The 11,888-nt window shown below is 35.4% G+C and carries 11 protein-coding genes; 4 read left to right on the forward strand and 7 right to left on the reverse strand.

Features of this window, described 5'->3' with window-relative positions:
* Positions 1–226: 226 nt before the first annotated feature.
* From EYD45_RS05665 to EYD45_RS05675, 3 genes are all read right to left on the reverse strand, one after another.
* Complete coding sequence (locus EYD45_RS05665; RefSeq protein WP_130963448.1) at positions 227–3,454, reverse strand: Ig-like domain-containing protein; 3,228 nt, start codon at positions 3,452–3,454, stop codon at positions 227–229.
* Between the two features lie 220 nt (positions 3,455–3,674).
* Positions 3,675–4,907, reverse strand: a complete 1,233-nt coding sequence (locus EYD45_RS05670) for a glycosyltransferase (protein WP_130963449.1) — start codon at positions 4,905–4,907, stop codon at positions 3,675–3,677.
* A 78-nt stretch (positions 4,908–4,985) separates the two neighbouring features.
* Complete coding sequence (locus tag EYD45_RS05675; protein ID WP_130963451.1) at positions 4,986–5,459, reverse strand: heme-binding domain-containing protein; 474 nt, start codon at positions 5,457–5,459, stop codon at positions 4,986–4,988.
* A gap of 37 nt (positions 5,460–5,496) precedes the next feature.
* Here EYD45_RS05675 and EYD45_RS05680 point away from each other — a divergent pair, with 37 nt between their 5' ends.
* From EYD45_RS05680 to EYD45_RS16720, 3 genes are all read left to right on the forward strand, one after another.
* Entirely contained in the window at positions 5,497–6,087 is a 591-nt protein-coding gene (locus EYD45_RS05680) for an adenylosuccinate lyase (protein ID WP_130963453.1), read from the forward strand.
* A 66-nt stretch (positions 6,088–6,153) separates the two neighbouring features.
* Entirely contained in the window at positions 6,154–7,497 is a 1,344-nt protein-coding gene (gene purB, locus EYD45_RS05685) for an adenylosuccinate lyase (RefSeq protein WP_130963454.1), read from the forward strand.
* Between the two features lie 9 nt (positions 7,498–7,506).
* Positions 7,507–7,680 (forward strand): hypothetical protein, encoded by a 174-nt coding sequence (locus EYD45_RS16720; RefSeq protein WP_165453892.1) that lies wholly within the window; start codon positions 7,507–7,509, stop codon positions 7,678–7,680.
* Between the two features lie 93 nt (positions 7,681–7,773).
* On the opposite strand, the gene EYD45_RS05690 is transcribed toward EYD45_RS16720, so the two are convergent.
* The 4 genes from EYD45_RS05690 to EYD45_RS05705 all read right to left on the reverse strand — a co-directional run bounded on the left by EYD45_RS05690 (position 7,774) and on the right by EYD45_RS05705 (position 10,017).
* Positions 7,774–8,316 carry a DUF4252 domain-containing protein gene (locus EYD45_RS05690; RefSeq protein WP_130963456.1) on the reverse strand — a complete coding sequence of 181 codons (543 nt, stop codon included), beginning with the start codon at positions 8,314–8,316 and terminating at the stop codon, positions 7,774–7,776.
* Positions 8,317–8,446: 130 nt separating this feature from the next.
* Positions 8,447–9,040: a DUF4252 domain-containing protein gene (locus EYD45_RS05695; protein WP_233702539.1), complete on the reverse strand. Its 594-nt coding sequence runs from the start codon at positions 9,038–9,040 to the stop codon at positions 8,447–8,449.
* Positions 9,041–9,050: 10 nt separating this feature from the next.
* The gene (locus EYD45_RS05700; protein ID WP_130963458.1) at positions 9,051–9,521 is read right to left on the reverse strand and encodes a hypothetical protein; all 471 of its coding nucleotides are present in this window, start codon (positions 9,519–9,521) and stop codon (positions 9,051–9,053) included.
* A complete protein-coding gene (locus tag EYD45_RS05705; protein WP_130963460.1) occupies positions 9,508–10,017 on the reverse strand; it encodes an RNA polymerase sigma factor in 510 nt (169 codons plus the stop codon). Before EYD45_RS05705 ends, EYD45_RS05700 begins: the two co-directional genes overlap by 14 nt.
* Before the next feature lie 434 nt (positions 10,018–10,451).
* On the opposite strand from EYD45_RS05705, the gene EYD45_RS05710 reads away from it, so the two are divergent.
* Positions 10,452–11,882, forward strand: a complete 1,431-nt coding sequence (locus tag EYD45_RS05710; RefSeq protein WP_130963462.1) for a S41 family peptidase — start codon at positions 10,452–10,454, stop codon at positions 11,880–11,882.
* Positions 11,883–11,888 lie beyond the last annotated feature (6 nt).

Here is an 11,888-nt window from a genome sequence, read left to right on the forward strand (position 1 = left end):
TTTTTCTAGGTTAATTTATCTGTAACTGACTGTTATAAGAGACCGATAAACAAACCTTTCCAAAAAGAAAATGTATTTCAACTTAAAAATAAAGCTAACAAACGAGCGCGTGTTAGGGATTGAATACTTTGGCTCCACTCAACACAGGCTCTATGTTTGCCCTCTTTCCCGATAGCTACTGGGAAAGGAACATGTCTACCAGTAGGCGGGTACCCAAACTAAAAAACTACCTAATTAAACTAAAGTGTCCTTTGAAAATCCTAGTAGCACCTGTATCGTCTACTAAATTTACCACGTACCAATAATCGTTTGAAGCAAGCAACTGCCCATTAAACGTACCGTTCCAACCTTCGGCTGAAGGCTTTAATTGTTTGATAAGCTTACCATACCTATCATAAATAAAAACAGTGGTATTTTGCAAATACGCATTGCTTAGGCCTTTAACATTCCAAGTGTCGTTGGCACCATCTCCATTGGGCGTAAAAAACTTTGGAAATCCCATAACGAACACCTGAAGGCTAATCACCCCACAACCGTTTTTATCTCTCACATCTACAGTATGCTCACCCGCAAATACATTTTGAAATAAAGGACTATCTTGAAATGGTCCAAACTCATTATCCAAAGCAAACTCATAGTCTCCAATACCAATATTGGAGTCGTCAATGGTGATGGTATTGTTGTTTGATAAATCTTTAACAGTAATATCTGTTTCTGTAATTGTAGAAATTCCCGATGCTTTCACTTGAAACGACACAGGAAATGACTCACAGCCTTCTACTGATGTTGCCACTACGGTATAGATATCTTCGGTCGCTACTGTGGCAGTTTCAGAAGTACTGACGATATTGTTGTTTGAATCTCGCCATTCATATGAATAAACCCCGTTAGGATTAAAGGTATTTAAAATAACAGATCCTCCATTTAAACAAAAGGTTTCTGATTGGTCCACCTCAAATTCTGGACGCGGAAAAACTGTCAACACTAAATTTGGCCCTATACCAAAACAATCACCATTATCTTCACTTTCAACCCTAACATACAAAGTTTCGGAAAACGGAGTACCATTGGTGTAATTTGTTGGATTCAGAATTTCATTTTCTTCTAATTGAGCATCAGACAAACTCTTAAAATAGTGTACTGTTAAATTTTGACCTGTTGGAAATTGGTTTATGAAATCTGCAGAAACTGTGGTTAAATCGAACACATAAAAACCATCAGGAATATCGTCATCGTCGCATGTATCTAACTCTCTAATAAAATTTGGTGAAAGCGCTGTTGTGGAAACATCAAGGGTTATCATCGTAACATCATAACAGCCAGTTGCGTTATTCTCCACACGACCATAAATGGTATTTGAGGTTTGATTATTATAGGGTAACGGATTTAACGGGTTATTGGCCATATTAGCATCATTTAGAGACGCATGGTACGTAATATTGAAATTAGCAGGAGATTCGGTAGTGATGATATCATCCAATTCATTTAAATTAAAATTTGTAAACCCATCAGGGTTACCATCCTCATCACAATTTTGAAACGTTACTGCGGGTTGAACACTTGGCAGCGGATTTACCCGCACATTAAATGACACATCGGTGTAGCAGTTGACATTTAAATTATTCTCTATTCTAACATATATGGTTTGTTCATTTGTTACAGTATTTTCGAAAGATTCAGGAGCTGTAACAATAGGTGTAAGTCTTGACGCATCAGTAAAGTACTGAAAGCTAAATTCAGAAGCATTGCTTCCATTCAATAATGTTGGTTCATATGTGGTTAAATCAAATAGAGCCAGTCCGTTATTGTCATCTCCATCTAGGTCAGAATCGCAGGTTTCCATCACATCTATTTCTGAGGGCTGTAATGGTACTACTGTTTCATAAACAAACACCAAAACCTGTAATCTATCTGCACTTTCACATCCTGAAATTGTCTGAGATGCATAATATGTAGTATTATTTTGCGCCACCGCAGATGAACTTATTTGAGTACCTCCTGTTGGAGTTTCGTACCATTTTATGTCAGTTCCTATTACATCCAAACCAGCTAGAGTTGTGCTTTCAATATCACAAAACTCCTGAACACCATTTCCTGTGGGCGCCATTGTTTGCTGTACCGTTACAGTAACTGGTGTTCGTGCTGCTGTTGTACAACCATTTGCAGTGGCTTCTACATAATAAGTGGTGGTATTTGTAAGCATAGGAGTATTAAACAAACTACCACTTGTGATAGCAGTTCCACCAGTGGGTACGGAATACCAATTGACAATACCTATGGAAGCATTGGCACCTAAAGTTCCTGTTTCCCCAAAACAAATAGTAGTTTCGTTTACACTCACTATATCTGGAATAGGATTCACTTGCGCAATTACCGCTGTCCTTTCTCCTATGTAGCAACCATTAACTGATGCCATAGCGTAATAGCTAGAAGTTGTATTTATTACAGGAGTAGTAAATATTGATCCAGTAAAAACTGGTGTTGTAGCTATTGGGCTATCAAACCAAGCTACATCGCCATCTGAAGCTGTTGCTTCCAAAGTAAAGCTTCCAGAGCCACATATAGCAGGTGGTGTGACAACATTTGTGATTTCAGGAATATTTATTCTTGTACTGGCAGAAATATCGACAATCGGATCTCCAGGTGTGCCACCATATTCTACTATGTAGCCTTGAGGATGGTATGGACTGGATGGATTTGCATCTCCAGTATTTGGCAAATCGTTCCATGACCCTAGATTACCAACATTTGGACTGGTTACATGTGCATAATTCTCTTCTCTAGGCACATTGGAGCAACAATCATTGGGTTCGTTTGCATTCCAGTTGGCATAATTAGGTGTAGCACCATTAACACCGCCATTCCAAAATATGGTTCCAGCTTCAGGTCCAGTCATCCATCTCCAAACCCCTTCTGTTTGCTCGTCACTTCCACCTATCCAACCGGCACCTGCAGCTTGTTCTCCAGACAGTTGTGCCTCCTCAGGTGTAGTGATAGTAGCTAAATAGCCTTTTAAGCCAAAGTAAGTTCTTGCATCAGCGGCAGCACGGGCGGCAGTCCAAGTAATCCCTAAATCAGGAACATATTCATAGTAGTGGTCTGTAGATGGCAAATAATTTGCGCTTCCAATGGTGAATGAAAACAGCTTGTCACCTCCTTCTGTATTTGTTGTACCTTCAAAGACAACATTATTAACTGCAGCTATTAGATCTGTATAATTCATTGGTAAATTGGAAACACCAGCTAATGAAAGTTTTCCTTGGTTAGCGTCCCAACCCCAGAGAATATTTGGGTGGCTCCCTGTTAATATGAGCCGATCTTCTCCTAAAGTGTATCCTTCAGAAATTTGAATGAAAAACGCATCAATTTGTGTATCATCAGGATCAATAATATCAAAACTTGTAGTGATGTTTATTTGAGTACCTGGGCAATAACTTTGATCGCCAGTTGCCATTAGATTAGGCGGCACATTTTGACACGTTGCCCTAAATACACAGAACACAATGATGAACGCTAAAAAACCTTTACAATGAAAATTCAATACAATTTTTTTTATAAAGTTAACTATTATCAATGATTTTACAGAAAGATCTAGATATGATACCAAAATAGCTGATGAGCTTTTATAATGAACACTAATTTAAAGTACTGAATTACAACTTCTAAATGAAAATTTATTTATTCTTCTCCTCGATCCATTTACTCAAATACTTTGTGCTTTGTAAGGTGTGATGCACTAGCATTTGTCCAATGAAATTATTTTGACGCTTTTTTTCAAGATTGTCTAAAGTCTCACTTAATACATCCAGGAAAGTATTCTTGTGATGGTTTTTATTGAAATATGTATTGAAAATTTGAGGAATCACCTTGTGTTTTTCGCTCCATAGTTGATTATCCTGATAGAGCTTAACTGCTTTTTCAGCAATATCTTCAGGAGTATCACCAATAGATCCGCAAGCCATTATTTGAGCAACCATTCCTTCTGCCCCAACTTTAGTTGTAACTATCGGTGTACCATTTTTCATAGCATCAATAAATTTACCTTTTAGTCCAGCTCCAAATCTGATAGGTGCCAGACATACCTTAGCGTTTTGCATCACTTCATTTACATCCTGAGCAAATCCCTTTATTAAAAATCCTTGCTTCTCATTCTGCAACTGAGTTACTTTTTCAGTACCATACGCTCCGTAAACGTGCAACTCAGCTTTTGGTAATTGGTTTCTAATTAAAGGCCAGACAGCTTCCTTTAAATACAAGACAACATCATAATTTGGAGGATGCAAAAAATTCCCGATAGTAATAAAATGTTCTCGCTCTTCAAATCTTGGGAGTTCAGAAAAATGGTGTTCTAAAATTTCATCTTCCAGAAAAGGTAAATACAGCAATAATGATTCATCAACTTTAAAATCATTTTTTAGTATTTCCATTTCAGACTTAGAAATAATTAAACTTAAATCACAGCGGTAAATACTTGCAATTTCACGTTTTGCAACATCATTGAACAAATACTTTTTATCAAATGCCCGCTTGTCCTTTAAAGCTTGCTGTCTCCCTTTGCGCAAAAAATGTAAATCCTCGGTATCTAAAATTCTAATGGCATTGGGGCATTGTTCTGCAACCCGCCATCCAAATTGTTCTTCCATCATAAACCTATCGAACATAACGATTTGAGGATGCAATGTTTTTACGAAATCATCAAAACTTGGGTCATTCAACGCAATAGTTTTTGAGGTAACGCCAATAGTATCTAAATCAAAAGCATTTTGAGTTTTAGCACAGGGACTAGCAAATGTTATATTGTAGTTTTCAGAAAGAAATACATCAATTAACTGCAACATTCGGCTTCCAGCCGCAGAACTATTGGGCTCTGGCCATACGTAGCCTATAATCAATAATTTTTTCTCCATAAATACACACGAAACTCAAATATCAAACTTCAAATAAATTTCATAATACTAAAGTTTGTTCTATTGGATTTTGGAATCTTATTCAGGCTTTGGTTGTAATCCGTACATAACACGTACTTGTTTTGCCCAATCTATTACGGTTTTAACCTGCGCTTCGGTTAATTTCGCATCGCCATGCGTCCAAGTATAAGAATTTAATGGCATCTCTCCTTCTTCAACTTCCTCAATCAATTCCTCAAATTTATGGTCTTTTCGTTTAACGGAATTACCTTCCCACTTAGATACATTAAAATGTTTTTTTCCGTCTTTAACATGTCCAGCCAACCAATAATTTACTGGAGTAATACTATTATACCATGGATAACGGGTAGCATCGCTATGGCAATCATAACAAGCATTTCTTAAAATGAGTTTTACATCTTCTGGTGGGTTTGTTTCAGCTTCAAAAGCAGATACGGAGGCGATATCGCCATCATTTTTTTCTGGTCCGAAAAATTGAGCAATTATAAAGACCATGAGAAGCACTAAACCTATTTTTTTTACTATTTTCATACAGGTAAAATTTAGATTTTAAAAATAAGAAAACCTTTTGACTACGGCTGAACTTTATAAAGAATTAAATTATGTAAATCACTCTCGTGAGAAACGTCTCTATTATGCGAATTTAGTGATTGAACATCCTGAACTGGTTCCGAAACTTCTAGATATTCTTTTTATGGTAGATGACAAAACGTCTACCAGAGCAGCATGGGTTTTGGAGTTTATGTGCAGTAACAAACTAGAAGCTATTATTCCGTATTTGGATACATTTACTTCCAATATAAAAAAAGTACACTTAGATTCAGCTGTACGACCTGTTGCAAAAATTTGCGAACTGCTGGCAAAAGCATATGCATCAAAAGAAGATAATGTAATAAAACACCACTTAACAGAAGTTCATAAAGAACACATCATCGAAACCTGTTTCGACTATATGATTAATGATGAAAAAGTAGCCCCAAAAGCCTATTCCATGAATACCTTATTTTTATTTGGAAAGGGTTACGATTGGGTATATCCAGAATTAGTTCTAATCTTAGAGCGCGATTTCCATTCTCAAAGTGCAGCCTTTAAAGCGCGTGCAAGACATATTTTGAAAAAGATAAAGAAATCATCCAAAGAAAAACCATCTAAAAAATAATACATCTTATATCACAAATCGTAAATCAAAACGTATCTTTGTGGCTTTCCAAAAAATCGAACAAAAATGTCTTTATCATCACTAAACGCCATTTCTCCAATTGATGGTCGTTACAGAAACAAAATTGACGCATTAGGTGCATATTTTTCAGAAGAAGCTTTAATTAAATATCGTGTTTTAGTTGAAATAGAATATTTCATCGCCCTTTGCGAAATTCCTTTACCTCAGTTAGAAAAGGTAAATCACAGCATTTTTGAAGATTTAAGAGCCATTTACAAAGATTTCTCTTCTGAAAATGCAGAGGCTATAAAAAAGATAGAGAGCATAACCAATCACGACGTTAAAGCTGTTGAGTATTTTATAAAAGAAAAGTTTGATGCTTTAGGGCTTTCAGAATATAAAGAGTTTATCCATTTTGGATTAACATCGCAGGACATTAACAATACGGCAATTCCATTAAGTATTAAAGAAGCCATGAATGATGTTTATGTTCCAGAATATTTTAATGTTTTAAATAGATTAAAGGAACTAGTAAAAGATTGGGCTAAAGTTTCAATGCTAGCACGAACCCATGGACAACCTGCCTCTCCTACCCGTTTAGGCAAGGAAATTGAGGTATTTGTTGTGCGTCTTGAAGAACAATTTAATTTACTAAATGATGTTCCAAGTGCCGCTAAATTTGGAGGCGCAACAGGTAATTTTAATGCACACCACGTAGCCTATCCCAATATTGACTGGAAGGCCTTTGGAAATACATTTGTTCAAGAAAAGTTAGGATTGCAGCACTCTTTCCCAACTACACAGATTGAACATTACGATCATATGGCTGCCTTGTTCGACACTTTAAAACGCATCAATACTATTTTAATTGATTTGGATAGGGATGTTTGGACCTATGTATCCATGGACTACTTTAAGCAAAAAATTAAAAAAGGAGAAGTTGGTAGTTCTGCTATGCCACATAAAGTAAACCCTATAGATTTTGAGAATTCTGAAGGAAACTTAGGTATTGCCAATGCTATTTTTGAGCACCTCTCAGCTAAATTACCAATATCAAGATTACAGCGCGACTTAACGGATAGTACGGTTTTAAGAAACGTTGGTGTCCCTTTTGGCCATACGATCATAGGTTTTAAATCCACCTTAAAAGGCTTAAACAAATTATTACTGAATGAAAGTAAGTTTGCTGAAGATTTAGAAAACAATTGGGCAGTGGTAGCTGAAGCTATTCAAACCATCCTAAGAAGAGAAGGGTACCCAAACCCATATGAGGCTTTAAAAGGACTTACCAGAACCAATGAAAAAATAAATCAAACTTCAATTTCAAATTTTATCGATACCTTAGAGGTTTCTGATGAAATTAAAACAGAATTAAAACAAATTACTCCAGGTAATTATACCGGAATTTAATTGATAATTATGTTAAGCGACAAACAATCATTAGTGCTTACCGGTTTAATGGCAGTTGGTATCTTTGTGTTCGGTGTGCTGGATATTCTGGATAATTTTTTAGTGCTTACCATTTTAACGCTGGTGTTTTTTGCAATACTTATAAATTTGCTTTATTCCAATTATCGGCACAAACAAGACTAGCTCATTTCTATAGTCTATAAAAGAATAAATAAAAAAGGGTTCCAATTTCGGAAACCTTTTTTCTATTAACATTATAATCTATTACTAAATTATCTACTTAAAAAAATCGAGCATTTCTTGCATTTGTGTCTCATCAAGATTTGATGTTTTTAATGCTTCACTAAGGGTTACCATTTTTTCAGGACTCATGTCACTACCTAAAATTCTCACTACTGCAAAACCCATATCTTCTGCACTTCCAAAAAGCACCACTTCATCCGCTTCATCATCATCACCAATATATTTTACCAAAATCTTTCTGCCTTTGTCACTAAATTCCATTAAGTCCTGATATTTGTCCTGCTTTAAAATGGATTTCACCTTACCTAGCTCTGTTGCATATACATCCTTGTTAGTATCGTTTATATTAAAACCTAAGAAATTCAACCTGCGTACTGAATTAAAAGCTTCATTCTGCTCTTCAGTGAAATTAGTTTTATCTAATTTTACCATAGATACCGGTAAATCCTGAGATATAAAATTTGGCTGTTCTTGATGATCTACAAAGTATCGTTGTAAGCTTGGTTCACTATTACAGCTTACCAAAACAACACTTAATAAAGCTGTTATAAAAAAGGTTTTAACTGTTCGTTTCATTTGTTTGATGATTAACTAAGCCTTTTAATGCTTAAATATTAATAAGTTACACAAATTTTCTTCATTCTAAATTTAAAAGATAGAATGAAGAAAATATATGTTCATTTTATGATTGAAATTTGATGATATCTTATTTATCTTTCTCTAAATGCTGCCCTCCAGGGATATTCATTTTTTGAGTTAACTTAGAGATTTCATTCAAATCGATATCTCCTGTCATAGATACTACTACAGTTTCTATTTTACGCTCTTTTCCATTAATCTCAACTTTCTCATCCATTTTTTTATCAATACCTGTTACAAATATTAACAACTCTTCTACGTGGTCTGCATCCTTTCCTTCTTTTACGTAAAACATCACTTCGGTACCATCGTCCTTCACTTCCATAAGCTCTTCTAACTTACTAGAACGAGATTTTACCCATTTTGTGATATCTGCTGAAATTGCTGAATTGTCAGTAACTATAGTTTTAAAACTGGTAATGCTTTTTACCATATCCATATAAGCTTGCGCCTCAGGATCATCAACATCAATATTTATTTTTGCCAACATCTGGAACATCTTTGGTTTAATGTTCACAAAGGTTACATTAGGGTCGTCACTGTACTTCTCAAAAACATTTTTTTGAGCCATTCCTGTTAACGGCAACAACATAATTGCCATAATTACTACTATTAATCGTGTTTTCATCTTATTTGTGTTAAGTGTATTTAAAGTTTTCATTTTTGTTTTTTTACTGATCTTTCTTAAAAATTATACTTGTTGAATTTTCAATTTCATTCAAATAATTTAAGGTTGATGCGCCTTTGTTTACCTCGTCTAGGTAGCCCACAGTAGCCGTACCTTTGTTAAAATGATTTGAAATCATTGCTAGCTGTTTTGATACTTCGTTAAACGCTAGTTCTGGGTCTTCAATCGTACCTAAATCATCAGGCTGATTAAAATAAACCCCCAACATTATAACCGCCACTGCTGCAACCGATAACCACCTGTAATTAAATCTCTTTTTAGTTTTTAATGGAAGGGTTTTAGTAAACTGTTCTTGTTGGTTTCCCAAAAAATACATAAACATGGGTTTATAGTGCTCTAAGTGTGGCGCAACGTTGTCTCCAGAAAAATAGTTTTTTAACACTTGCTCTTCCTTAAGGCTCGTTTCCCCGTTCTCGTACTTTTCAAGTAATTTTTCTATACTATTTAATACCATAATTATGTGTATTAGTTAATCGTTCTCTTATTGTTTTTCTCGCTCTCGATAAGGCTACTCTCACTGCAGTATTGTTCATATCCAACATTTTTGCTATCTCATCAAAATCGTATTCTTCTATATCTCTTAGCTGTATTATCATGCGTTGTTGTTCGGGCAACTCCTCAATTATACGCTCTACCCAACTTACGCTATCATTCAGTTCCACTTGTTTTTGCAGTGGTGTGTTTTTCTCCTCATAGTTGCTATGTACAATCTTTAAATTTTGTGCTTGTTTCGATTTTAGTTTGTCAAAACAAAAATTCTTTGTCATTGTCATAGAAAACGCCTCCACATTCTTATACTCACCAATCTTACTTTTATTTCGCCATAGTTTCAACAGCACCTCTTGGGTGGCGTCTTCAGCCTCTTCAGTAGAAACCAGCAGTCGTTTTGCCAAACGAAACACTTTATCCTTAAAAGGCATTACTATGTTTAAAAACTCGTTCTGAGTCATTTTGGTTATGGTTAATGTTGTGGTTATAATAACTTTATTACTGCTATTTGTCTTTACGACGACCCACTATTTGTTTTGTTACATCAAAAAATAAAAAATTTTAAAATTTGGGCGTAACCCACAAGGGGTCGGGCTTTCACTACTCGCTCCCTCCTGCGTCGGGGAGCTCAAACATGCCGTTCAATCCCTTACGCGGGGTCTTTTTGCCAGTACCTTCATATTAATTCTTACACCTGTCCAATCTTCTGTCTACTGCCTATCGTCTCTTGTCTCGGAAACCACAATTCATCGATTAATTTTTTTATTGTACAATAATGTAAGTAAATTTAGGGTTTAATAGACTACTATATAAAAATTGCGAAAAAGATGAAATCAAAGAAACATTATGTTTCTGAGATTGTATGTGTTATAAATAAAAAATAAAAAGCTATCACATGAAAAAGATAAAAGCCCTAGCACTAATTTTAGCTGCCCTAGTTTTAACAAGTTGTTTTGAGGATAGAGACGATAATACTGTACAAGCCAGCAGTATTAATGATTTTGTATGGAAAGCAATGAATGCTGTGTATTTGTACAAAAGTGAAATTCCAAATTTGGCCAATGATAGATTCACGAACAATGCTGAATATGCAGAGTATTTAAACTCTTTCTCGTCTCCCGAAGCCCTATTTGAAAGCTTAATTTTTCAAAGACAAACAGTCGATAGGTTTAGTATTATTGTCGACGACTACATAGCATTAGAGCAACGACAACAGGGTATTTTTAAAACGAATGGTATGGAGTTTGCTCTTTATGCAGCTCCAAATAGTGATACAGAATTGGTAGGTGTGGTTCGGTTGGTAATAAATGGCAGTGAAGCAGATACTAAAGGCGTAAAAAGAGGAGATTTATTCAGTCAAGTTAACGGAACAACAATCACTAGAACTAATGCTGGAGATTTATTAGGTCCAGATGTATATACCATTAATTTAAGTACTTACGATGATAAAGGCACCCCTGAAAATACGGATGATACTATTGAACCTAATGGCACCAATATTACTTTAGAAAAATTTCAGTTTACTGAGAACCCAATTCATATCAATAAAATTTTTCAGGTAGGTGGAGAAAATGTGGGGTATTTAATGTACAATGGTTTTATAGGCGATTCTGAAATTGGCTTGAATACTGTTTTTGGAGATTTTAAATCAAGTAATGTGCAACACCTAGTGATAGATTTACGATATAATCCAGGAGGCTTTGTATCAACAATGACCTTTTTGGCTAGCATGGTTACTGGGCAATTTACAGGACAAGTATTTGAAAAATTAATTTATAATGAAAATTTACAGGAAAGAAATAGAGACTTCCTATATGCAGATAACATAAGCGGAAACACAATTAACAGTCTGGGCTTAAGCAAAGTTTATGTGCTTACAACTGATAGATCAGCATCTGCCAGTGAAGGACTAATAAATGGTTTAAGTGCTTATATTGAAGTGGTACAAATTGGCACAAACACCACCGGCAAAACCCAAGCGTCCAGTATATTTTACGATTCCTCCAATTTTGGTCGCCAAGGTGCAAATCCAGCACATACTTATGCAATACGACCTCTAATAGCAAATGGGATAAATAAAAACCTAGAGGCTGTACCAGGCACTGGGTTGCCACCTTCTATTGGTTTTGAATACGAAGAAAGACCACTGAATTTAGGTGTTTTGGGAGAGGTAAACGAGCCGATGTTGGCCTTGGCACTAGCGGATATTGAAAATTCTACTAGTAAAAGAAATCTAATAAAAGAAAAACCTGTATTGCTTGCTAAATCAGAAATAGACAGCAACGATTTTCTACCATTTGAAAAAGGTGGTTTAATAGCAGATTAATTTTAT

Origin of the sequence: Hyunsoonleella flava, from assembly GCF_004310325.1 — a bacterium.
Classification (GTDB): Bacteria; Bacteroidota; Bacteroidia; order Flavobacteriales; family Flavobacteriaceae; genus Jejuia; species Jejuia flava.

Bases quoted from the DNA above. Each gene is read 5' to 3' on its own strand.
- purB (WP_130963454.1), top strand. From the start codon at position 6,154: ATGTCTTTATCATCACTAAACGCCATTTCTCCAATTGATGGTCGTTAC.
- EYD45_RS05695 (WP_233702539.1), bottom strand. From the start codon at position 9,040: ATGAAAACTTTAAATACACTTAACACAAATAAGATGAAAACACGATTA.
- EYD45_RS05690 (WP_130963456.1), bottom strand. From the start codon at position 8,316: ATGAAACGAACAGTTAAAACCTTTTTTATAACAGCTTTATTAAGTGTT.
- EYD45_RS05700 (WP_130963458.1), bottom strand. From the start codon at position 9,521: ATGGTATTAAATAGTATAGAAAAATTACTTGAAAAGTACGAGAACGGG.
- EYD45_RS05670 (WP_130963449.1), bottom strand. From the start codon at position 4,907: ATGGAGAAAAAATTATTGATTATAGGCTACGTATGGCCAGAGCCCAAT.
- EYD45_RS05665 (WP_130963448.1), bottom strand. From the start codon at position 3,454: ATGGCAACTGGCGATCAAAGTTATTGCCCAGGTACTCAAATAAACATC.
- EYD45_RS05710 (WP_130963462.1), top strand. From the start codon at position 10,452: ATGAAAAAGATAAAAGCCCTAGCACTAATTTTAGCTGCCCTAGTTTTA.
- EYD45_RS16720 (WP_165453892.1), top strand. From the start codon at position 7,507: ATGTTAAGCGACAAACAATCATTAGTGCTTACCGGTTTAATGGCAGTT.
- EYD45_RS05705 (WP_130963460.1), bottom strand. From the start codon at position 10,017: ATGACTCAGAACGAGTTTTTAAACATAGTAATGCCTTTTAAGGATAAA.
- EYD45_RS05675 (WP_130963451.1), bottom strand. From the start codon at position 5,459: ATGAAAATAGTAAAAAAAATAGGTTTAGTGCTTCTCATGGTCTTTATA.